Source organism: Rhodococcus sp. WB9 (assembly GCF_007558985.1).
Lineage (GTDB): Bacteria > Actinomycetota > Actinomycetes > Mycobacteriales > Mycobacteriaceae > Rhodococcus_F > Rhodococcus_F opacus.
On sequence record NZ_CP041769.1, the window covers coordinates 3235890 to 3258827 of the forward strand.

Genomic DNA, 22938 nt, shown 5'->3' on the forward strand with positions numbered 1-22938 from the left:
GGGAGTGCGGCGCAGTCGTTTTCGTCAGATCAGCGCTGGACGAGTTCCGGGATGTTCTCCTCCTCGGGCGGGCCGGCCTGTGCGGCCAGCTTCTGTCCGAGGACCGACTTGCGCCGGCCGTAGGCGAGGTACACGACGACGCCGAGGGCCATCCACACGAGGAATCGGATCCAGGTCTCGACCGAGAGGTTCAGCATCAGCCATCCGCAGGCCAGGACGGCGAGGATGGGAACCAGCGGGACGAGCGGAACGCGGAATCCGCGGGGCAGATCGGGACGCGTGCGGCGGAGGATGATGACGCCGATGCAGACGAGCACGAACGCGAAGAGGGTGCCGATGTTCACCATCTCCTCCAGCGTGCCCATCGGGAAGAAAGCGGCGAGGAGTGCGACCACGGCGCCGACGAACAGGGTGATGCGGACCGGGGTGCCGTTCTTTCCGGTCTTGGCGAGACCGCGGGGCACGAGTCCGTCGCGGGACATGGCGAACAGGACGCGGGTCTGGCCGAGCATCATCACCATCACGACGGTGGTGAGGCCTGCGAGTCCGCCGAAGTTGATGGCGGTCTGAGCCCAGGTGATGCCGTGTGCCTCGAAGGCGGTCGCCAGGGTGGCGCTGCTGTCGCCGACGAGCGGGCTACCGGTCTTCAGGTCGGTGTACTTCACCATGCCGGTGAGGACGAGGGTGACGGCGACGTAGAGCACGGTGACGATCGCGAGCGAGCCGAGAATGCCGCGGGGAAGCGCCTTCTGCGGGTTCTTGGTCTCTTCGGCGGTGGTGGCGACGACGTCGAAGCCGATGAAGGCGAAGAAGACGAGGCTTGCTGCGGCGAGGAGGCCGTACCAGCCGTAGCTGCTGCCGTCCGCTCCGGAGAGGAAGGAGAAGAGGGTCTGGTGCACACCCTGCGCGGAGCTGTCGTTGCTCTCGGCGGGCGGGATGTACGGGGCGTAGTTCTCCTTCTTGATGTAGAAGACGCCCACGGCGATGACGAGGAGGACGACGGCGATCTTGATGGCCGTGATGACGGCGGACACGCGTGAGGACACCTTGGTCCCGATGGCGAGCACGATCGTGATGCCGCCGACGATGATCAGCGAGCCCCAGTCGAAGTCGATGGGACCGAGGTGGGCGGTGGTCGATCCGCTGAACCCGAGGACGTTACCCAGATACAGCGACCAGCCCTTGGAGACGACGGCCGCTGCGAGGGCGAATTCGAGGATGAGGTCCCAGCCGATGATCCAGGCGACGAACTCGCCGAAGGTGGCGTAGGAGAACGTGTACGCACTGCCCGCGACGGGGACGGTGGATGCGAACTCGGCGTAGCAGAGAGCGGCCAGGCCGCACGCGATGGCGGCGAGGACGAAGGCGAGCGAGATGGACGGCCCGGCGACGTTGCCTGCAGTCCGGGCGGTGAGCGTGAAGATACCGGCGCCGATCACGACGGCGACACCGAAGACGGTGAGGTCCTTCGCGGTGAGTTCCCTCCGCAGCCGGGTGTCGGGTTCGTCGGTGTCCGCTATGGATTGCTCAACGGATTTCGTTCGCCAAATGCCGACTCCTGGCATGTGTCGCTCCTAGGTTGTGTTCCCGATGGCCTCGTGGGCCGGAGATGTTCCGGTGGTGCTGCCGATTGTGATGTAGGTCTCAACGGCCAACTGAGGGAACCACTACTGAGCGCCGTGTGCAAGAAGCGCGGGCTCAACTGATCAATTCGATCAGTAGAACCTGTTCTGGGGTGTTTCCGTCTGAGCGAGTTGATCACCCGTGAGCGCGGTCACATCCGAGGCGGAATCCGTGGGCCCACCGACGACGGAAGCCGGGTGCCGCGGCAGGAAGCTCCTGCTGCGGCACCCGGCTTCGTGTCTGCGTGCCTGGTGCGGGGTGCGTCAGGGGACCTGACGGACCGCGCCCTTGTCGGCGGACGTCGCCAGCGCGGCGTACGCGCGCAGGGCCGTGGTGACGGTGCGCTCGCGGTTCACCGGCTGCCACGGACGCTCGGACGACTCCATCTTCGCCCGGCGCTCGGCGAGCACCGCGTCGTCGACGAGGAGCTTCAGCGTGCGGGTCGCGATGTCGATGAGGATCTGGTCGCCGTCCTCCACCAGGCCGATGGCGCCGCCGCCGGCGGCCTCGGGGGAGATGTGGCCGATGGACAGTCCCGAGGAACCGCCGGAGAATCGGCCGTCGGTGATCAGCGCGCACTTCTTTCCGAGGCCGGATCCCTTGAGGAATGCGGTGGGGTGCAGCATCTCCTGCATGCCCGGGCCGCCTGCGGGACCCTCGTAGCGCACGACGAGGACTTCACCGGGCTGGATCTTCTTGCCGAGGATCACCGACACCGCCTCTTCCTGCGACTCCACGACGCGCGCGGGTCCCTGGAAGTGGAACAGGTCTTCGTCGATGCCCGCCGTCTTGATGACCGCGCCGTCGACGGCGATGTTGCCGCGCAGCACGGCCAGGCCGCCCTCGACCGTGTGCTTGTGCTCGAAGTCGCGGATGCAGCCGTTGGCGGCGTCCGTGTCGAGCGACGACCAGCGGTTGTTCGTCGAGAACGGCTCGGTGGTGCGGACGCCGCCGGGCGCGGCGTGGAAGAGTTCGACGGCCTCGTCGGATGCCTTGCCGGACCGGATGTCCCACGTGTCGAGCCACTCGTCGAAGCTCTCGGTGTGCACGGTCGAGACGTCGCTCTCGAGCAGTCCGGCCCGGCGGAGTTCACCGAGGATGGCGGGGATTCCGCCAGCCCGGTGCACGTCCTCCATGTGGTAGTCCGAGTTGGGCGAGACCTTCGACAGGCACGGCACCTTGCGGCTGATTTCGTCGATCTTGTCGAGGTCGAAGTCGTATACCTCACCCTCCTGCGCGGCCGCGAGGGTGTGCAGCACCGTGTTGGTGGAACCGCCCATCGCGACGTCCAGCGCCATCGCGTTGCGGAACGCGGCAGGCGTCGCGATGTTGCGGGGGAGGACGGAGTCGTCCTCGTCCCGGTAGTACCGCAGCGCGGCTTCGACGACGGTGGTTCCCGCGCGGGTGAACAGTGCGCGACGGGCCTCGTGGGTGGCCAGCGTGGAACCGTTGCCCGGCAACGCCAGACCGAGCGCCTCGGTGAGGCAGTTCATGGAGTTCGCGGTGAACATCCCCGAGCACGACCCGCACGTCGGGCAGGCGCTGCGCTCGACCTCGGACAGTCCTTCCTCGTCGACCTGGTCGTTGGCGCTCGCCGAGATCGCAGTGATGAGGTCGGTCGGTGCCTGGGCGACACCGTTCACCACCACCGCCTTCCCGGCCTCCATCGGTCCGCCGGACACGAACACCGTGGGAACGTTCAAACGCAGTGCGGCATTGAGCATTCCCGGGGTGATCTTGTCGCAGTTGGAGATGCAGACGAGGGCGTCGGCGGTGTGCGCGTTGACCATGTACTCGACGGAGTCGGCGATGATCTCGCGGCTGGGAAGGGAATACAGCATGCCGCCGTGCCCCATCGCGATTCCGTCGTCGACAGCGATCGTGTGGAACTCGCGAGGTACACCACCGGCGGCGCGGACGGCGTCGGCGACGATGTCGCCGACGTTCTTGAGGTGGACGTGCCCGGGAACGAACTGCGTGTACGAGTTCGCGATCGCGACGATCGGCTTCCCGAAGTCGGAGTCGGTCATTCCGGTGGCGCGCCACAGTGCGCGGGCGCCTGCGGCATTTCGTCCTGCGGTGGTGGTTCGGGACCTCAGCGGGGGCATGAGCGTATTCCTTAGTCAGCGTACGGAAGTACTGACAAACGCTACTCGCGCACTATTCGCCGTCTGTGTCCGGCCGGTTCTTCACCGGCTGCTCGCCGTTCGATTCGGTGTCGGCGTGGTGGGCCGCTTCGTCCGCCGCGGCGGACGCCGCGTAGGGGTCGGTGATGCGGCCGCCGCTCGCCTTGGCGATATCGGGAAGCCGGTCGAATGTGACGACGGGAAGGGTCACCTCGCCCCCGTCCGTCAGCGTGGCCCGGGCCCAGCCGCGCCCCGGGAAGCGGAATCCCGTGATCTCGGACCACGCCAGCGACCGGCCGCCGAACAGCCGGCGCACCTCGAGTCCGTCGGGCGTGACCGTGGTCCGCACCCGCGCGACCCAGGCCACCGCGACGATCGGGGCGATCACGAGCCAGCCGAAGGCGGCCGGCCAGCCGAAGATGGGGAACGACACGGCGAACAGGAGGAAGGCGCATCCCAGATAGGCCAGGGGAGAAATCCGGATGACCTGCTTGGGTGGGTTCGTCGTGTGGGATGATGATTCTGGTGGCACGGGCTGCTGCGGAGTTGACACCTCTACATCTTCGCACCGCAGCCGATGTATCTCATATTCTGGGACGGCCGACTCACCAAGTTGACTGTTCACTATTAGCGCGCCTACCGTCGAGCGCGTGAAACAGAATGAGTTGCTCGTAATCGGCCGGCGCGTCGTCGCCTGAGTCGATTCCTTCAACTCGCCAGATAACGACGCGCCACCCTCGTACAGCATCAGCTGACGGGGGTTTTTTGTTGCCCGGAGCCAGAATCAGAGGATTTCCCAGTGAGCGCACCAACCGCACGGCCTCAACCCACGCCGCGCAAGTCGGGGGCAGCAAGCCCGACGACCGCGGCCGCCGCGACTCAGACCGGTAGCCGCCGCCAACTCGCCCCCGAGCGGGTCAGCGGCGCCCAGTCCGTGGTCCGAGCCCTCGAGGAGCTCGAGGTCGACACGGTATTCGGCATTCCGGGTGGTGCCGTTCTGCCTGTCTACGACCCGCTCTTCGACTCGAAGAAGGTCCGGCACGTGCTCGTCCGTCACGAGCAGGGTGCAGGCCACGCCGCCACCGGGTACGCCCAGGCGACCGGCAAGGTGGGCGTCTGTATGGCGACGTCCGGTCCCGGTGCGACCAACCTCGTGACGCCGCTCGCCGACGCGCAGATGGACTCCGTTCCGGTCGTGGCCATCACCGGACAGGTCGGCCGCGCGCTCATCGGCACGGACGCGTTCCAGGAAGCCGACATCTCCGGCATCACGATGCCGATCACCAAGCACAACTTCCTCATCACCGACGGCGTCGACATTCCCCGGATCATCGCGGAGGCGTTCTACCTCGCCTCCAGCGGCCGTCCCGGCGCGGTGCTCGTCGACATCCCGAAAGACGTTCTCCAGGCACAGACCACGTTCTCGTGGCCGCCGGAGATGCGGTTGCCCGGCTACCGTCCCGTCACCAAGCCGCACGGCAAGCAGGTCCGCGAGGCGGCCCGCCTGATCGCCGACGCGAAGCACCCGGTGCTGTACGTCGGTGGCGGCGTCATCAAGTCGGAATCGTCTCCGGAACTGCTCGAACTGGCCGAGCTCACCGGCATTCCGGTGGTCACCACGCTGATGGCGCGCGGCGCGTTCCCGGACAGTCACACGCTGAACTGCGGCATGCCCGGCATGCACGGCACGGTCGCGGCGGTGGCGGCACTGCAGCGCAGCGACCTGCTGATCACGCTCGGCGCGCGTTTCGACGACCGGGTCACCGGTCAGCTCGATTCGTTCGCCCCCGACGCCAAGGTCATCCACGCCGACATCGACCCGGCGGAGATCGGCAAGAACCGGTACGCGGACGTCCCGATCGTGGGCGACTGCAAAGAGGTCATCGTCGAACTGATCGAGGCGATCAAGGCCGACCTTGCCACCGGAACCACGCTGGACCTCACCGAGTGGTGGGCGTACCTCGACGGCATCCGTCGCACGTACCCCCTCAGTTACGACCGTCCCTCCGACGGCGCGTTGTCCCCGGAGTACGTGATCCAGTCGGTCGGCAAGCTCGCCGGTCCCGACGCGATCTACTGCGCCGGCGTCGGCCAGCACCAGATGTGGGCCGCGCAGTTCGTCAACTACGAGAAGCCGCGCACCTGGCTGAACTCCGGCGGTCTCGGCACGATGGGTTACGCCGTCCCCGCCGCGATGGGCGCAAAGATGGGCATGCCCGACACCGAGGTGTGGGCCATCGACGGTGACGGCTGCTTCCAGATGACCAATCAGGAACTCGCCACCTGCGCGCTCGAGGGCATCCCGATCAAGGTTGCGCTCATCAACAACGGAAACCTCGGCATGGTGCGCCAGTGGCAGACGCTGTTCTACGACGAGCGCTACTCCAACACCAATCTCGGCACGCACGGCGCGATCCGCATCCCCGACTTCGTCAAGCTGGCGGAGGCGTTGGGCTGCCACGGGATTCGCGTCGAGCGCGAAGAGGACGTCGAGGCGGCGATCCGTGAGGCGCAGGCCATCAACGACAAGCCTGTGGTGATCGACTTCATCGTCGGCGCCGACGCTCAGGTGTGGCCGATGGTCGCGGCGGGCACGAGCAACGACGAGATCATGGCGGCGCGGGGCATCCGCCCGCTGTTCGACGACGACGAGGCGGCCGCCGAGCCGGCCGTCATTCACGAGGCCATGGAGCGCGAGCAGCGTTCGGGCATGGCCGCAGCGGCCGGGGAGGAAGATCAGTGAGTACGAGCCACACTCTCAGTGTTCTCGTCGAGGACAAGCCGGGCGTGCTGGCCAGGGTGGCCGCGCTGTTCTCCCGTCGTGGGTTCAACATCGAGTCGCTCGCCGTCGGTGGCACCGAGCTTCCCGAGATCTCCCGCATGACCATCGTCGTGACCGTAGACGAGTTCCCGCTCGAGCAGGTGACCAAGCAGCTCAACAAGCTCATCAACGTCATCAAGATCGTCGAGCAGGACGGTGAGGCCTCCGTCGCCCGCGAGCTGCTGCTCATCAAGGTGCGAGCCGACGCCAGCGTGCGCACGCAGGTGATCGAGACGGTGAATCTGTTCCGCGCCAAGGTGATCGACGTCTCCCCGGAGTCGGTCACGATCGAGGCGACTGGAACGCGATCCAAGCTGGATGCGCTGCTGCGGATGCTCGATCCGTACGGTATCCGGGAGATCGTGCAGTCCGGGGTCGTGGCCGTGGGACGGGGGCCGAAGTCCATCACGGCCACTCGCTAGTACTTTAGATACGCAAATCCAAGAAAGAGGTTGAACTGTGGCAGTCGAGATGTTCTACGACGACGATGCCGATCTGTCGATCATCCAGGGCCGCAAGGTCGCTGTGATCGGTTACGGAAGCCAGGGCCACGCGCACTCGCTGAGCCTGCGCGACTCGGGCGTCGATGTGCGTATCGGCCTCAAGGAAGGCTCGAAGTCCCGCGCGAAGGCCGAGGAGCAGGGCCTGACCGTCGGCACCCCCGCCGAGGTCTCCGAGTGGGCCGACGTGATCATGGTGCTCGCACCCGACACCGCGCAGGCGTCGATCTTCACCAATGACATCGAGCCGAACCTGAAGGACGGCGACGCGCTGTTCTTCGGACACGGCCTCAACATCCACTTCGACCTGATCAAGGCTCCGGAGTTCGTCACCGTCGGCATGGTCGCCCCCAAGGGCCCCGGCCACCTGGTGCGTCGTCAGTTCGTCGACGGCAAGGGTGTTCCCGCGCTCATCGCGATCGACCAGGACCCGAAGGGTGAGGGCCAGGCCCTCGCGCTGTCCTACGCCAAGGGCATCGGCGGCACCCGCGCCGGCGTCATCAAGACCACGTTCAAGGAAGAGACCGAGACGGACCTCTTCGGCGAGCAGGCCGTGCTCTGCGGCGGCACCGAGGAACTGGTCAAGACCGGTTTCGAGGTCATGGTCGAGGCCGGCTACGCGCCCGAGATGGCGTACTTCGAGGTGCTGCACGAGCTCAAGCTCATCGTCGACCTCATGTACGAGGGTGGCATCGCCCGCATGAACTACTCGGTGTCCGACACCGCGGAGTTCGGTGGCTACCTCTCCGGCCCGCGCGTCATCGACGCCGGCACCAAGGAGCGCATGAAGGCGATCCTGGCCGACATCCAGTCGGGTGAGTTCACCCGCCGCCTCGTCGCCAACGTCGAGAACGGCAACACCGAGCTCGAGGGCCTGCGCAAGGCCAACGCCGAGCACCCCATCGAGGTCACCGGCAAGAAGCTGCGCGACCTGATGAGCTGGGTCGACCGCCCGATCACCGAAACCGCCTAGGTTTCACTGCTTTACAGTTCCACCGAACCACCGGCCCGATGTCGCATCGGTCTCGTCAGAGGCCCCCGATGTGACATTGGGCCGGTGTTGTTTCGTGTCCGATTCCGTTGTTGCAGGCGTCCACTATGTGGTATCGCAGACCAGGATGCGGTTTCCCTGTGAGGGCGGACTAAGCTGTGTGTGGTTAAAACACCCCCACACCCACCTACTCAGGGAGTTTGCACGTGAGCCAGCCAGGCCGTCCTGTAGTTCTGATCGCCGACAAGCTCGCGCCGTCCACCGTCGAGGCATTGGGCGACGGTGTGGAGGTGCGATGGGTCGACGGACCTGATCGACCGGCCCTGCTCGCGGCGGTGCCCGAGGCCGACGCGATCCTCGTCCGTTCCGCCACCACCGTGGACGCCGAGGTCCTGGCGGCCGGTACCAAGCTCAAGATCGTCGCCCGCGCCGGCGTCGGTCTCGACAACGTCGACGTACCCGCCGCCACCGAGCGTGGTGTCATGGTCGTCAACGCCCCGACGTCCAACATCCACACGGCCGCCGAGCACGCCGTCGCGCTGATGCTCGCCACCGCCCGCCAGATCCCCGCTGCCGACGCCACCCTGCGCGACCGCGAATGGAAGCGCAGCAAGTTCAACGGTGTCGAAATCTTCGGCAAGACCGTCGGCGTCGTCGGCCTCGGCCGCATCGGCCAGCTGTTCGCGCAGCGTCTCGCCGCGTTCGAGACGCACGTCATCGCGTACGACCCCTACGTGTCGGCCGCCCGTGCCGCGCAGCTCGGCATCGAGCTCGTCACCCTCGACGAACTGCTCGAGCGCGCCGACCTCATCTCCGTGCACCTCCCCAAGACTCCCGAGACCAAGGGACTGCTCGGCACGGAGAACCTGGCGAAGACCAAGAAGGGCGTCGTCATCGTCAACGCTGCCCGTGGCGGCCTGATCGACGAGGCCGCGCTGGCCGAGGCCATCAAGTCGGGTCACGTGCGCGCCGCGGGCCTCGACGTGTTCGAGACCGAGCCCTGCACCGACAGCCCGTTGTTCGACCTGCCCGAGGTCGTCGTGACGCCGCACCTCGGTGCGTCCACGAGCGAGGCTCAGGACCGCGCCGGAACCGACGTCGCGAAGTCTGTACTGCTCGCTCTCGCAGGCGATTTCGTTCCCGACGCCGTCAACGTGTCCGGTGGCGCGGTGGGCGAGGAAGTTGCCCCGTGGCTCGAGATCGTCCGCAAGCAGGGTGTGCTCATCGGCGCCCTGTCGGGTGAACTGCCCGTCAACCTCTCCGTCGACGTGCGCGGCGAGCTCGCCTCCGAGGACGTCGAGGTGCTCGCGCTCTCGGCTCTGCGCGGTGTGTTCTCCGCCGTCATCGAGGACGCGGTCACGTTCGTCAACGCTCCCGCACTCGCGGAAGAGCGCGGTGTCACGGCCGAGGTCACCAAGGCCGCCGAGAGCCCCAACCACCGCAGCGTGGTGGACCTGCGCGCCGTGTTCGGCGACGGCGGTGTCATCAACGTCTCGGGCACGCTGACCGGCCCCCAGCAGGTCGAGAAGATCGTCAACATCAACGGCCGCAACTTCGAACTGCGCGCCGAGGGTCTCAACCTCGTGGTCAACTACACCGATCAGCCCGGCGCGCTCGGCAAGATCGGCACGCAGCTCGGCAACGCCGGCATCGACATCCAGGCTGCGCAGCTCAGCCAGGACGCCGAAGGCGAGGGTGCGACCATCCTCCTCCGCGTCGACCGGGAGGTGCCGAGCGAGGTGCGGGACGCGATCTCCACCGCCGTCGGCGCCACCAAGATCGAGCTCGTCAACCTGGCCTAATCCCCACTGTGCGCGTGTCACGACCCCTCTTGTCGTGGCACGCGCACAGCTCTATGTGAAGTGAGGCGTTCATGAAGCTTGCGGTCATTCCAGGTGACGGCATCGGTGTCGAGGTCACGGCCGAGGCGCTGAAGGTGCTGCGGAAGCTCGTACCCGATCTCGAGACCACCGAGTACGACCTCGGTGCCCGTCGATACAACGCCACCGGGGAACTCCTCCCGGACGCCGATCTCGCGGCGATCCGCGAGCACGACGCGATCCTGCTGGGCGCCATCGGCGACCCGTCGGTGACGCCGGGTGTGCTCGAGCGGGGTCTGCTGCTGAACATGCGATTCGCGTTGGATCATCACGTGAATCTGCGTCCGTCGCAGCTCTATCCGGGATCGAAGTCGCCGCTCGCGGCGCAGCCGGACATCGATTTCGTGGTCGTGCGCGAGGGCACCGAGGGTCCGTACACCGGCAACGGTGGCGCGATCCGCGTCGGCACCCCGCACGAGATCGCGACCGAGGTGTCGATCAACACGTGGTTCGGTGCCGAGCGGGTGGTGCGTTACGCGTTCGCGCTCGCGCAGACCCGGCGTAAGCACGTCACCCTGATCCACAAGACGAACGTCCTCTCCAACGCCGGTGCGATCTGGACGCGTGCCGTGGAGACGGTGTCGGCCGAATACCGGGACGTGGAGACGGCGTACTGCCACATCGACGCGGCCACCATCTACATGGTCACCGATCCGTCGCGCTTCGACGTGATCGTCACGGACAACCTGTTCGGCGACATCATCACCGACCTCGCGGGTGCGGTCACGGGAGGCATCGGACTGGCGGCGTCGGGGAACATCGACGCGTCGGGGACCAACCCCTCGATGTTCGAGCCGGTGCACGGCAGCGCCCCGGATATCGCCGGCCAGGGGATCGCGGACCCCACGGCCGCGATCTTGTCTGCGGCGCTGCTGCTGCGTCACCTCGGCCGGGACGGCGATGCCGCGCGCATCGAAGCTGCCGTCGAGGCCGATCTGGCGTCCCGTGGTGACTCGAAGGTCGTCACGTCGGAGGTCGGCGACCGGATCGCCGCCGCCCTCTAGGACCGCGATTCGATCTTGTCTCCCTCGATCCCCGTGGCCCGGTCTTCGGACCGGGCCACGGGGATCAGTGGTATCGAGGCGGCCGGAAATCCCGCAGCTATGGCGAAAGTCACCGGGAAGCCGACGATTCCGATCAGTGCGCCGAACACCGGGGGAACGATCGAGGCCGCGACGAACTGACCGGTGTTCTGAACGCCGAGCGCGCGTCCGCCCCAGAACGGACCCGCGATCTCGGCGACGGCGGTGAAGGCGAGGCCGTTCGGTGCCACGGTCGCGACGGACGCTGCCAACAGCGCCGCGATCGCCAGCGGCGAGTCCATCGCATCCGTCACGGCGAGCGCCGCCATCGACACTCCGCCTGCGACGGCGACCCAGCGAAGCGGACGCATGCGACTGCCCACCAGGTCGGACCAGAAACCGACTCCCATTCGGCCGAATGCGCCGAGGATCTGGGCGACGGTCACGACCAGGCCTGCCGCCGTTGCTTCCCAATGCCTTTCGGAGATCAGCCACACGAGCGCGTACGTCCATACCGTGTACTGGGGCACGACGAGCAGCACCGAGACGGCGTGGATGCGCCACAGTTTTCCGCTGTCGCGATACGGATTCACGAGCATGCCGAGATCCTCCGCGGCGCTTCGGCTCGGCCTGGGCGGATCGACCACCCAGAGTGCACAGGCCAGCGCGGCAGTCGCGCACAGGGTAGCGGGCAGCGCGAGCGCCCACCCGATGCCGTGGTCGTGTGCGACCGAGGGGAGCGTCAGCGCAGCGCAGGCAATGCCCAGCGGCAGCGACATCTGCCGGATACCCATCGCCAGTCCGCGGCGCTCGGGCGGGAACCATCCGACGACGACGCGACCGCTCGCGGCATTCGCCGAGGCCGCCGCCATGCCGCCGAGCAGCAGGAAGGCTGCGGTGGCCGTGAGCGATCCGGACAGGGCTGCGCCGAGTCCCGCGGCCGCCGTGGCCGCCATTCCGGCGGCCAGCACTCGGCGTTCGCCGTAGCGGTCGGCCAGGGCGCCCCACGCGATCAGCGTCAGCATGACTCCGAGGGTGGGTGCGGCGACGAGGAGTCCGGTGCGGGCGAGGCTGAGCCCGTGGTTCTCCTGGAGTTCGGGGATCAGGAAGGCGACGCCGTTGACGAAGACCGCCTGTGCGGCCTGGGCGAACATCCCGAGGGCGAGCATCCACCATCTGCGGGCAGTTCCGACGGCGGACGGCGTGTCGATCGATGCAGTCATGTCATCTCAATATCTAGGATTTAAGTCTCATATATTGGGGAACATGCGGAGTCTATACCTCGCGTCCCCCGGCGTCCCGGTACGGCGGTGAACCGGGGCCGATAGACTCGGCACCATGCGTCTTGGTCGAGTGGCAAGTCCCGATGGTGTTGCGTTCGTCAGTATCGAGGGGGACGAGGGGTCCCGGATCGCGAAGGAGATCGCCGAGCACCCGTTCGGCACCCCCACTTTCACCGGACGGAGCTGGCCACTCGCCGATGTGCGACTGCTGGCACCGATCCTTGCGAGCAAGGTCGTCGCGATCGGAAAGAACTACGCCGCCCACGCCGCCGAGATGGGGGGCGAGGCGCCTGCCGATCCTGTGATCTTCCTCAAGCCCAACACCTCGATCGTGGGCCCCGACGCCGCAATCGTCCTGCCGAAGTCCTCCAATGAAGTTCATTACGAAGGAGAACTCGCGGTCGTCATCGGACGCCCCTGCAAGGACGTGCCCGCCGCCAAGGCTCTCGACGTGGTGCTCGGGTATACGGCCGCCAACGACGTGTCGGCCCGTGACCACCAACGCCACGACGGGCAGTGGACGCGGGCGAAGGGCCACGACACGTTCTGCCCACTGGGACCGTGGATCGAGACCCGGCTCGACGCCTCCGACGTCGACATCACCACCGAGGTGGACGGGGTGGTGAAGCAGTCGAGCAACACTTCGCTTCTGCTGCACGACATTCCGAAGATCATCGAATGGGTGTCGGCTGTCATGACGCTGCTCCCGGGCGACGTCATCCTCACGGGCACCCCTGAAGGCGTCGGTCCGATCGTCGACGGTCAGAGCGTGAGCGTGACCATCGGTGGTATCGGCACCCTCACCAACCCGGTGACTGCCAAGCGCTGACGGCTCTCGTGTCGAAATCGGGAGCGGACTAGCCTGTAGGAGTCCGTTTTCCCAGCGTCGACCCAAGTGAGCCATGACCACAAGCGAAGTTCGCGTCCGTTTCTGCCCGTCGCCCACCGGAACCCCGCACGTGGGGCTCGTCCGAACCGCCCTGTTCAACTGGGCGTTCGCCCGACACAACGGTGGTTCGTTCGTGTTCCGCATCGAGGACACCGATGCTGCCCGTGACAGCGAGGAGTCGTACCAGGCGATCCTGGACGCGCTGCGCTGGCTCGGACTGAACTGGGACGAGGGCCCGGAGGTCGGGGGACCGTACGAGCCCTACCGTCAGTCCCAGCGACGGGACCTGCATCTGGACGTCGTCGCGAAGCTGCTCGCGGCGGGCGAGGCGTACGAGTCGTTCTCGACACCCGAGGAGGTCGAGGAGCGGCACAAGGCGGCCGGCCGCGATCCCAAGCTCGGCTACGACAACTTCGATCGTGATCTGACACCGGAGCAGCGGCAGGCGTTCCTCGACGAAGGCCGCAAACCCGTGGTGCGGCTCCGGATGCCGGATCACGACCTGACGTGGGACGACCTCGTGCGCGGCGAGACGACGTTCAAGGCCGGAACCGTTCCCGACTTCGCCCTCACCCGCGGCAACGGGATTCCGCTGTACACGTTGGTCAACCCTGTCGACGACGCGTTGATGAAGATCACACATGTCCTGCGCGGCGAGGACCTGCTGTCGTCGACGCCGCGGCAGCTCGCCCTCTACGAGGCGATGCAGCGGATCGGCGTGGCCGAGTTCACTCCGAAGTTCGGGCATCTGCCGTTCGTGATGGGGCAGGGCAACAAGAAACTGTCCAAGCGCGACCCCGAGTCGAATCTCTTCATCCATCGCGATCGCGGTTTCGTCCCCGAGGGACTGTTGAATTACCTGGCGCTGCTGGGCTGGGGTATTTCCGACGACCACGACGTGTTCTCGCTGGACGAGATGGTCGCCGCCTTCGATATCTCCAAGGTCAATTCCAATCCGGCCCGGTTCGACCAGAAAAAGGCCGACGCGATCAACGCCGAGCACATCCGGCTGCTCGAGCCCGCTGATTTCGCCGCGCGCCTGCGCGCGTTCCTGACGCTCCACGGCCATCTCGGGGAGACCGTGGACGAGTCCGTCTTCGCGACCGCTGCCGAACTGGTTCAGACGCGCATCGTCGTCCTGTCCGACGCCTGGGATCTGCTGAAGTTCCTGTTCGTCGACGAGGCCGACTTCGCGATCGATCCTGCCGCCGCTGCCAAGAACCTGGGCGCCGACGCCGTACCCGTACTGGACGCCGCCCTCGCGTCGCTGGACGCAGTCGAGGCGTGGGATGCGGCCTCACTGGAAGAGGCCCTCAAGACCGCTCTCGTGGACGAACTGGGCCTCAAGCCACGTAAGGCGTTCGCTCCGGTGCGGGTGGCCGTCACGGGCTCGCACATCAGTCCGCCGCTGTACGAATCGATGGAACTGCTCGGACGCGACGTTTCGCTGTCCCGGCTGCGCTCTGCGCGGGCCGGCATCGCCGGCTAGAACGCCGCTCTCGGGCCGAAAAGGGTGCAAAAACAGCCTCTGACCATACGATTTGGTAAATCCCGGCAGTAGGCTGGTAATCTCTTCTTCGGCCCGAGGCGGGCCGCAGAGCCCAGAAGCTCAGCGGTCCGAGAACGGCCATTGGGGTATGGTGTAATTGGCAACACAGCGGTTTCTGGTACCGCCATTCTAGGTTCGAGTCCTGGTACCCCAGCGGAAGTTCGGCCGATTTTGACTCCGAACTTCTGGAGGCTATGCTTGCTGAGCTTCCAAAGCAAGACAAAGTTCCTGGCCCCGTCGTCTAGCGGCCTAGGACGCCGCCCTCTCAAGGCGGTAGCGCGGGTTCGAATCCCGTCGGGGCTACAAAAAGAAACACCCTCCAAGAAATTGGAGGGTGTTTCTCTTTATCCGGGACGATGTGTCGTTTATCCGGTCTTGCGGCGGAATTCGCGTTTGTGGTCGGCAGGCCCGTGGGCCTCGTGCGCCTTGGAATGTCCGTCCTTGTGATCGGTGGACAGCCCGGCCTGATGATTCTTCCGCTCGAGTGCTTCGCGGAATTTCTTTTTCGTGTCCTCGTTACTGGCGTCAGTCATGGTGAACTCCCTCGGGTAGTCGGTTCACTCTGTGAAGCTACGCCGAGGGCACCGAGAATGCGCCCGTTTTTCTGCCCGCGGTCAGGCGCGGCGGTCGGCCGTCTCCAGGTACGCGGCCGTGGTCCCGCCCACCGGCATCGCGGGCATGCCGAGCTTGGCGTGATCCCAGCTCCTGATGCGCTCGGGAACGATCCGCACGACAACCCGCTTGTACAGCAGCTGATCGATGGCGGGACGCAGATCGTCGGTGTAGGGCCCGGTGTAGCGTTCCCAGACGCTGACCCCGACCGCGAACATCGCGTCCGGGTCCTCCACGATCTCCGCCCGGCCCTCGATGGAAATTCCGCGCAGGGTGTCGTACGTCTGGCCGTCCTCGATCAGGACGGTAACCCGATCGTCACGGCGCAGGTTGACCGCCTTCTGCGATTTCGACTTCGTCTCGAACCAGATCTCGCCGTCGATCACGGCGTACCACATGGCGACCAGATGAGGTCTGCCGTCCGCTGCCACCGTTGCGAGCGTGGCGATCCGGCTCCGATCCACGAATTCGGCGATCTCCGAATCCGTCATCGTGATCTGCGATCGTTGGTTCTTCCCCATCGGCTTCTCCTGTCGCGGTGAACGGCGGTCGTGAGTGGTCAGAGTCTCTTGTGCAACGCCTCCGCGGCGGCGAGCAGGTCGGCCGCCCACCGGGCGCCGGGGCGCCTGCCCATTCTGTCGATGGGTCCGGACACCGAAATCGCTGCGATGACAGCGCCGCCGGCATCCCGTACGGGTGCGGCGACACTGGCGACACCGGGTTCCCGCTCGGCGGCGCTCTGCGCCCAGCCGCGTCTGCGAACCTCGAGCAGCACGCGTTCGCCGAACGCCGCGTCGGGAAGAATCGCGCGCTGGGTCTGTGGGTCGGCCCAGGCGAGAAGGACCTTGGCGCCCGAGCCGGCGCTCATCGGCAGTCGCGCCCCGACGAGAACGGTGTCGCGGAGGCCCGTGGGCGGCTCCATCGCCGCCACACAGATGCGCTGCGTGCCTTCCCTGCGGTACAGCTGCACGCTCTCACCGGTGATCTCGCGCAGTCGCGGAAGGACGAGCGCCGCCGCCGAGACGAGCGGATCGTTAGCCGTTGCAGCGAGTTCGGCGAGGCCGGGTCCGGGGCACCACAGCCCGTCGGAGTCGCGGGTCAGGAGGCGGTGGACCTCGAGCCCGACGGCCAGCCGGTGGGCGGTGGCGCGGGGGAGTCCGGTGCGCGAGCACAGTTCGGTGAGGCTGCAGGGCTTCTCGGCCACGGCATGCAGCACGCCCACCGCTTTGTCAAGGACCCCGATGCCGCTATGCTGTCTCATAGGTCGATACCACTTTCTCGCATACTGGGATCATAGCGCACCTTCGTCTCACGTCGAGTGCGTGTCCGGGAAGAGGGTAACGACATCAAGCGCACGGCGGACGGGCCCGAAGCCCGCGGTGCGAGAAGACACACAGAGGTGGAGAAGATGGCGGAGAAAGCACGCACCCTGGCAGAGAAGGTGTGGGAAGACCACGTCGTGGTCCGGGGTGAGGGAGACAACCCCGACCTCATCTACATCGACCTGCATCTCGTTCACGAAGTGACGAGTCCGCAGGCATTCGACGGACTCCGGCTGGCGGGGCGCCCACTGCGCCGGCCCGACCTGACGATCGCCACCGAAGACCACAACGTCCCCACCGTCGACATCGACAAGCCGATCGCAGACCCCGTCTCCAAGACTCAGGTGGACACGCTGCGGCGCAACTGTGAGGAATTCGGTGTCCGGCTGCACCCGATGGGAAACATCGATCAGGGCATCGTCCACGTCGTCGGACCCCAGCTGGGGCTCACCCAGCCCGGCATGACCGTGGTGTGCGGTGACAGCCACACGTCCACCCACGGCGCGTTCGGCGCGCTCGCGATGGGTATCGGCACCAGTGAGGTCGAACACGTCATGGCGACGCAGACGCTGTCGTTGCGTCCTTTCCGGACGATGGCGATCACCGTCGACGGCGAATTGCCCGAAGGCGTGACGAGTAAAGATCTCATTTTGGCTGTCATCGCGAAGATCGGAACGGGTGGAGGCCAGGGCTACGTCCTGGAGTACCGCGGCGAAGCGATCCGGAAGATGTCGATGGAAGCGCGGATGACCGTCTGCAACATGTCCATCGAGGCGGGTGCGCGAGCAGGCATGATCGCCCCCGACGAGATCACCTACGAATTCATCAAGGGACGACCCCACGCGCCGAAGGGTGCCGACTGGGACGCCGCGGTGGAGGCCTGGGAACAGTTGAAGACCGACGAGGGCGCGGTTTTCGACAACGAGGTCCACATCGACGCGAGCTCGCTGACGCCGTTCGTGACCTGGGGCACCAACCCGGGGCAGGGCCTGCCGCTCGGCGAGGCCGTGCCGAATCCGGCCGAGATCGTGGACGAGAGCGAGCGTCACGCCGCGGAGAAGGCGTTGACCTACATGGGTCTCGAAGCCGGAACTCCGTTGCGTGAGGTGGCGATCGACACAGTTTTCGTGGGTTCGTGCACCAACGGCCGGATCGAGGATCTGAGGGCCGTGGCCGACGTGTTGCGCGGCCGCCACGTCGCCGACGGGGTCCGGATGCTGATCGTGCCGGGCTCGATGCGCGTGCGCGCGCAGGCCGAAAAGGAGGGTCTCGGCGAGATCTTCACCGCCGCGGGCGCCGAATGGCGGCAGGCGGGGTGCTCGATGTGCCTCGGGATGAACCCGGATCAGCTCGCGCCCGGCGAGCGTTCGGCCTCCACGTCCAACCGCAATTTCGAAGGCCGTCAAGGCAAGGGCGGCCGGACTCACCTGGTTTCGCCGCTGGTCGCCGCCGCGACCGCAGTCCGGGGAACACTGTCCGCGCCGACAGATCTGGCCTAGGACCCAAGGAATTTAGGAGATTTTTCGATGGAATCCTTTAGCACACACAAAGGTATCGGCGTTCCGCTGCGGCGATCCAACGTGGACACGGACCAGATCATTCCGGCGGTCTACCTGAAACGAGTGACCCGCACCGGTTTCGAGGACGGTCTGTTCGCCGCGTGGCGGAACGATCCGAACTTCGTTCTGAACGTCGCCCCGTACGACAAGGGCAGCGTTCTGGTGGCCGGGCCCGATTTCGGCACGGGCTCCTCCCGGGAGCACGCCGTGTGGGCGCTATCCGACTTCGGATTTCGGGTCGTGATCGCGTCTCGCTTCGCGGACATCTTCCGGGGCAACGCCGGCAAGGCCGGTCTGCTGGCCGCTCAGGTAGCCCAGTCGGACGTCGAACTGCTCTGGAAGTTGCTCGACGAGCAACCCGGTCTCGAATTGATTGTCGACCTCGAGAACAAGACTGTGACGGCCGGAACCACCGTGGTGCCCTTTGCGATTGATGACTACACGCGATGGCGTCTGATCGAGGGTCTGGACGACATCGGATTGACATTGCGGCAGGTAGAAGCCATTTCCGAGTTCGAAAAGTCAAGGCCTTCTTGGAAACCTGCGACTCTTCCGGAGCCCACTCCGGCCGACTGAAAGTTGGAATCGGAGCCCTGTCTCCCAGATAATAAGTTCCTGAGAATGGTGCCGCGTTGTATGAGAATTGGCGTGGCACATAGACTCCTGCGGTATTCAGGTTTACCGTAGTTCGTAGTCGGTCCGATGATGGACCATTAGTTCGCGGAGGAATTTCAATGAATAAGGCAGAGCTCATCGATGTTCTGACCGAGAAACTGGGCACGGACAGGCGCACGGCAACGGAAGCTGTCGAGCATGTCGTGGACACGATCGTCCGGGCAGTGCACCGCGGCGACAGCGTGACCATCACCGGTTTCGGTGTCTTCGAGCAGCGTCGTCGCGCGGCACGTGTCGCACGTAACCCGCGCACGGGTGAGACCGTCAAGGTCAAGCCGACGTCGGTGCCGGCGTTCCGTCCGGGCGCTCAGTTCAAGGCGGTTATCGCTGGCGGCCAGAAGCTTCCGGCCACCGGTCCGGCAGTCAAGCGCGGTGCAGCGGCACCCGCCACCAAGGCCGCCGCCAAGAAGGCTGCTGCCAAGAAGACGGCTGCCAAGAAGACCGCAGCCAAGAAGGCAGCTCCGGCCAAGACCACGGCTGCCAAGAAGACTGCGGCCAAGAAGGCTCCGGCCAAGACCACGGCTGCCAAGAAGACCGTGGCGAAGAAGGTGGCTCCGGCCAAGACCACGGCTGCCAAGAAGACTGCGGCCAAGAAGGCTCCGGCCAAGACCACGGCTGCCAAGAAGACTGCGGCCAAGAAGGCTCCGGCCAAGACCACGGCTGCCAAGAAGACCGCAGCAAAGAAGGCTCCGGCCAAGACTGCAGCCAAGAAGACCGCAGCAAAGAAGGCTCCCGCGAAGCGCGCCAAGTAATACAGCGCACACAGGACTGCCCGAACACAGACAGGCGCCGACCCTGGGGGTTGGCGCCTGTCTGTGTTCTCCTGGTGTCCCGGTGAACTCCGGTCGGCGGGTCTCAGTCCTTCCGGGTGGGAGGCAGCGGACTGTCGATATGGTCGGCGGCGATGAGTTTGCCACCGGACAGCGAGAGCACCCAGGTGCTCGCCTTTCGGTTCCGCGCCGGGGGAAGCGCGATGCCGTCGATCTCCGCCCACCAGTCGAGCAGATCGGGAATGACGCCACCCTGACTGCAGATCACCTGAACTCCGCCGAGAGCGGCGATCTTGCGGACCCGTGTGCGAGTGGCCACCGGGTCGGCGGTGTAACTCTCCTCGGACAGCAACGGATCCAACCGGACGGTCGTGTCCAACGCGCGTGCCAGCGGCTCGACCGTCTGTGTGCACCGCGTCCGGTCGGCCGACGTGATGTCCGTGGCTCCGAACGCCTCGAGCTGCGCGACGAGCGCTTGGGCCTGGAGTTGGCCGTTCGCATCCAGGGGCCGGGTGGTGTCGTCACCCTTGTAGCGTTTCCGGCTTCCAGCCTTGGCGTGCCGGACCAGTAGCACGGTCGCGGTGTCGGGTGGCTGAGCCGTGAATCGACGGAGCATCTTGCGATCCATGGGATACGACAGTTGATCGGCGACCTCGGATACGGGAAGCCACCGCATTTCGTCCACTTCGCTGTTGGAGACGAATTCGCCGGCACGGGCTTCTGCCGCCCAGTATTCGACACGTTTCAATCGGCGGTGGCCCGGAATCGGATACGTCAACGCGCCGAGATGCCGGCCGAGACGCCCGCGAATTCCCGTCTCTTCTTCCACCTCACGCAGTGCGGCCACCACGGCAGTCTCGCCGGGGTCGAGCTTTCCCTTGGGAAATGACCAGTCCTCGTATTTGGGCCGGTGAATGAGCGCGATCTCGATCTCGTCGGGATTACCGGGAGATTTTCGCCACAGCACGGCGCCCGCGGCGAAGATATTGGCTTTGACCGGTTTGCCGGGTGAACTGCTCACCGAGTTCCTTCCTTCTTCCGCGGATTCGCCGCGATCAGGATCCGGTGCCCATTCGTTTGCGCATCATGGCCTCCTGGTGGTCGCGAACCTCCTCGCCGTGGGCAGGCGACGGAACCCACCGGCCGTCGGCCCCGAGCACCCAGCACCGCGTGACGGGATCGAGCGCGGAATCGATGATCTCGCCTATCTGAGCAGTGAGTCGAGGATCTTTCACCTGCGCCATGACCTCGACACGTCGGTCGAGGTTGCGGTGCATCATGTCTGCGCTGCCGATCCAGAATTCGTCGGCGCCGCGGAAATGGAAGACGCGGGAATGCTCGAGGAAACGTCCGAGAATCGACCGGACGTGGATGTTCTCGCTCAGGCCGGGCACTCCGGGTTTGAGGGCGCAGATGCCACGCACGACGATCTCGACGGGCACACCGGCCTTGGATGCGCGATAGAGCGAGTCGATCACCTGTTCGTCGACCAAGGCGTTGGCCTTCAGTAGGATTCCGGCATCCTCGCCTCGCAGCTTGTGCGCGATCTCACCGTCGATCCGCTCGATGATTCCCCGGCGGACGCCGTACGGCGCGACGAGGAGGTTGCGGTACTGCGTCTTCCGCGAGTAGCCGGTGAGGGAATTGAACAGGTCGGTAAGGTCTGCGCCGATCTCGGGTGCCGCGGTGAGCAGGCCGATGTCCTCGTACAGCCGGGCGGTCTTCGGGTTGTAGTTGCCGGTACCGATGTGGCAGTAACGCCGGATGGTGGACCCTTCGCGGCGGACGACGAGGCACGTCTTGCAGTGGGTCTTGAGCCCGACCAGTCCGTACACCACGTGCACCCCCGCGTGTTCGAGCTTGCGCGCCCATTTGATGTTCGCCTGCTCGTCGAATCGCGCCTTGATCTCGACCAGTGCCACAACCTGTTTGCCCGCCTCGGCGGCGGTGATCAACGCGTCGACGATGGGGGAGTCGCCCGAAGTGCGGTAGAGAGTCTGCTTGATCGCCAGAACCTGGGGGTCGGCCGCAGCCTGTTCGATGAAGCGCTGAACACTCGTGGAGAACGAGTCGTACGGATGGTGGACCAGGACGTCGCCGTCGCGGAGGGTGGAGAAGACGCTCTTGGGCGTTTCTCGCTCGCCGAACGCCGGATGCGTTGCCGGGACGAACGGTGCGTCCTTGAGGGCCGGCCGGTCGACCGCGTACACCTGCCAGAGGCACGACAGATCCAGCAGTCCGGGTACCTGGATGACGTCGCCGGGATCGACGTCGAGTTCGCGTAGGAGGAGTTCGAGCATGTGCTCGGTCATGTCGTCCGCGACCTCGAGTCGCACCGGTGAACCGAAGCGGCGGCGGGCCAACTCACGCTCGAGCGCCTGCAGGAGATCTTCGTCGCGGTCTTCCTCGACCTCGAAATCGGCGTTGCGTGTAATCCGGAATGCATGGTGCTCCACAATCTCCATGCCCGGGAACAGCATGTCGAGGTGTGCGGAGATCAGATCTTCCAGGGGCAGGAACGCGTCGATGGAGGAGGGAGTCTCGTCACGGCGGACGCGGACGAACCGGCCCACGTTGTCCGGAACCTTGACCCTCGCAAAGTGTTCGCCACCCGTGACCGCATCCTTCACCGTCACCGCGAGGTTGAGACTCAGGCCGCTGATATACGGGAACGGGTGGGCGTGGTCGACGGCGAGCGGAGTGAGTACGGGGAAGATCTGGTCCTGGAAATGCACCGACAGGCGCTCGCGGTCGTCCTCGGTGAGATCGTCCCATCCGATGATGGAGATCCCTTCGGCGGCAAGCGCGGGACGAACGGAGTCGAGGAAGACCCGGGCGGCCTTCTCCGAGATCTCCTGGGTCCGGGTCGCGATCAGCGAGAGCTGTTCACGGGGGGAGAGACCGTCGGCGGACCGCACGGACAGCCCGGTCTCGTCGCGGCGCTTGAGTCCGGCGACACGGACCATGAAGAACTCGTCCAGATTGGACGCGAAGATGGCGAGGAACTTGGCGCGTTCGAGCAGCGGCAGCGACGTGTCCTCGGCGAGGGCGAGAACCCGGGCATTGAAATCGAGCCAACTGAGTTCGCGGTTCAGGTAACGATCTTCGGGGAGCCCGTCGGTCAGTGCGCTCGTGAGGGCACTCGTGGCAGCGGGGGGCGCCATGGGAACGTTCGTGGGATTCGCCGTGACGATGCCGTCGCGGGTTCCGTTCTTTCCGTCGACGTCGGTCTGCTGGTCGAGTGCTTCTCGGTTACTCACCCCACGATCATCCCTCGAGAATTCGGCCGCGGACAATCGATGGGGCAAATTCACGC

The 22938-nt window shown here is 65.9% G+C and carries 19 protein-coding genes and 2 tRNA genes; 12 read left to right on the top strand and 9 right to left on the bottom strand.

The genetic code is table 11. The annotated features are described in order from the left end of the window. Window positions 1-29: 29 nt before the first annotated feature. From FND50_RS14955 to FND50_RS14965, 3 genes are all read right to left on the bottom strand, one after another. The gene (locus tag FND50_RS14955; RefSeq protein ID WP_144286236.1) at window positions 30-1565 is read right to left on the bottom strand and encodes an amino acid permease; all 1536 of its coding nucleotides are present in this window, start codon (window positions 1563-1565) and stop codon (window positions 30-32) included. A 321-nt stretch (window positions 1566-1886) separates the two neighbouring features. Then, window positions 1887-3731: a dihydroxy-acid dehydratase gene (gene ilvD, locus FND50_RS14960; RefSeq protein WP_144286237.1), complete on the bottom strand. Its 1845-nt coding sequence runs from the start codon at window positions 3729-3731 to the stop codon at window positions 1887-1889. 52 nt (window positions 3732-3783) lie between these two features. Then, entirely contained in the window at window positions 3784-4281 is a 498-nt protein-coding gene (locus tag FND50_RS14965) for a PH domain-containing protein (RefSeq protein WP_144289061.1), read from the bottom strand. Between the two features lie 267 nt (window positions 4282-4548). Between FND50_RS14965 and FND50_RS14970 the strand changes: the two genes are divergently transcribed. The 5 genes from FND50_RS14970 to FND50_RS14990 all read left to right on the top strand — a co-directional run bounded on the left by FND50_RS14970 (window position 4549) and on the right by FND50_RS14990 (window position 10945). After that, complete coding sequence (locus FND50_RS14970; RefSeq protein ID WP_007296851.1) at window positions 4549-6492, top strand: acetolactate synthase large subunit; 1944 nt, start codon at window positions 4549-4551, stop codon at window positions 6490-6492. Continuing rightward, the gene (gene ilvN, locus FND50_RS14975) at window positions 6489-6992 is read left to right on the top strand and encodes an acetolactate synthase small subunit (RefSeq protein WP_005259476.1); all 504 of its coding nucleotides are present in this window, start codon (window positions 6489-6491) and stop codon (window positions 6990-6992) included. The genes FND50_RS14970 and ilvN overlap by 4 nt, the downstream gene beginning before the upstream one ends. Window positions 6993-7041: 49 nt before the next feature. Further along, window positions 7042-8043, top strand: a complete 1002-nt coding sequence (gene ilvC / locus FND50_RS14980) for a ketol-acid reductoisomerase (protein WP_061700158.1) — start codon at window positions 7042-7044, stop codon at window positions 8041-8043. A 224-nt stretch (window positions 8044-8267) separates the two neighbouring features. Continuing rightward, window positions 8268-9863, top strand: a complete 1596-nt coding sequence (serA, locus tag FND50_RS14985; RefSeq protein ID WP_005264744.1) for a phosphoglycerate dehydrogenase — start codon at window positions 8268-8270, stop codon at window positions 9861-9863. A 71-nt stretch (window positions 9864-9934) separates the two neighbouring features. Continuing rightward, entirely contained in the window at window positions 9935-10945 is a 1011-nt protein-coding gene (locus FND50_RS14990; protein ID WP_144286238.1) for a 3-isopropylmalate dehydrogenase, read from the top strand. Here the strand turns inward: FND50_RS14990 and FND50_RS14995 are convergent. Continuing rightward, window positions 10942-12186, bottom strand: coding sequence for an MFS transporter (locus tag FND50_RS14995; protein ID WP_144286239.1), 1245 nt, complete (start codon window positions 12184-12186; stop codon window positions 10942-10944). The genes FND50_RS14990 and FND50_RS14995 overlap by 4 nt on opposite strands. 115 nt (window positions 12187-12301) lie before the next feature. On the opposite strand from FND50_RS14995, the gene FND50_RS15000 reads away from it, so the two are divergent. The 4 genes from FND50_RS15000 (at window position 12302) to FND50_RS15015 (ending at window position 14987) form a co-directional block, all read left to right on the top strand. Further along, a complete protein-coding gene (locus tag FND50_RS15000) occupies window positions 12302-13075 on the top strand; it encodes a fumarylacetoacetate hydrolase family protein (RefSeq protein WP_005264747.1) in 774 nt (257 codons plus the stop codon). A 73-nt stretch (window positions 13076-13148) separates the two neighbouring features. Continuing rightward, window positions 13149-14624 (top strand): glutamate--tRNA ligase, encoded by a 1476-nt coding sequence (gltX, locus tag FND50_RS15005; protein ID WP_144286240.1) that lies wholly within the window; start codon window positions 13149-13151, stop codon window positions 14622-14624. A 142-nt stretch (window positions 14625-14766) separates the two neighbouring features. Then, a tRNA-Gln gene (locus FND50_RS15010) sits at window positions 14767-14838 on the top strand. Between the two features lie 76 nt (window positions 14839-14914). Further along, window positions 14915-14987, top strand: a tRNA-Glu gene (locus FND50_RS15015). A 62-nt stretch (window positions 14988-15049) separates the two neighbouring features. On the opposite strand, the gene FND50_RS36105 is transcribed toward FND50_RS15015, so the two are convergent. From FND50_RS36105 to FND50_RS15025, 3 genes are all read right to left on the bottom strand, one after another. After that, window positions 15050-15217: a DUF5302 domain-containing protein gene (locus FND50_RS36105; RefSeq protein WP_005240394.1), complete on the bottom strand. Its 168-nt coding sequence runs from the start codon at window positions 15215-15217 to the stop codon at window positions 15050-15052. An 81-nt stretch (window positions 15218-15298) separates the two neighbouring features. Next, window positions 15299-15817, bottom strand: a complete 519-nt coding sequence (locus FND50_RS15020; RefSeq protein WP_005240396.1) for a pyridoxamine 5'-phosphate oxidase family protein — start codon at window positions 15815-15817, stop codon at window positions 15299-15301. Between the two features lie 38 nt (window positions 15818-15855). Continuing rightward, the gene (locus FND50_RS15025; protein WP_005240398.1) at window positions 15856-16557 is read right to left on the bottom strand and encodes an IclR family transcriptional regulator; all 702 of its coding nucleotides are present in this window, start codon (window positions 16555-16557) and stop codon (window positions 15856-15858) included. Between the two features lie 138 nt (window positions 16558-16695). Between FND50_RS15025 and leuC the strand changes: the two genes are divergently transcribed. From leuC to FND50_RS15040, 3 genes are all read left to right on the top strand, one after another. Next, complete coding sequence (gene leuC, locus FND50_RS15030) at window positions 16696-18117, top strand: 3-isopropylmalate dehydratase large subunit (RefSeq protein WP_025432333.1); 1422 nt, start codon at window positions 16696-16698, stop codon at window positions 18115-18117. A 27-nt stretch (window positions 18118-18144) separates the two neighbouring features. Then, window positions 18145-18753, top strand: a complete 609-nt coding sequence (gene leuD, locus FND50_RS15035) for a 3-isopropylmalate dehydratase small subunit (protein ID WP_005240402.1) — start codon at window positions 18145-18147, stop codon at window positions 18751-18753. 158 nt (window positions 18754-18911) lie between these two features. Then, on the top strand, window positions 18912-19604 hold the full coding sequence (locus FND50_RS15040; protein WP_144286241.1) for an HU family DNA-binding protein: 693 nt from the start codon (window positions 18912-18914) through the stop codon (window positions 19602-19604). A gap of 103 nt (window positions 19605-19707) precedes the next feature. On the opposite strand, the gene FND50_RS15045 is transcribed toward FND50_RS15040, so the two are convergent. Then, the gene (locus tag FND50_RS15045) at window positions 19708-20643 is read right to left on the bottom strand and encodes an NUDIX hydrolase (protein WP_144286242.1); all 936 of its coding nucleotides are present in this window, start codon (window positions 20641-20643) and stop codon (window positions 19708-19710) included. A 34-nt stretch (window positions 20644-20677) separates the two neighbouring features. Then, window positions 20678-22882 (bottom strand): RNA degradosome polyphosphate kinase, encoded by a 2205-nt coding sequence (locus tag FND50_RS15050; protein WP_144286243.1) that lies wholly within the window; start codon window positions 22880-22882, stop codon window positions 20678-20680. Between the last annotated feature and the right edge of the window lie 56 nt (window positions 22883-22938).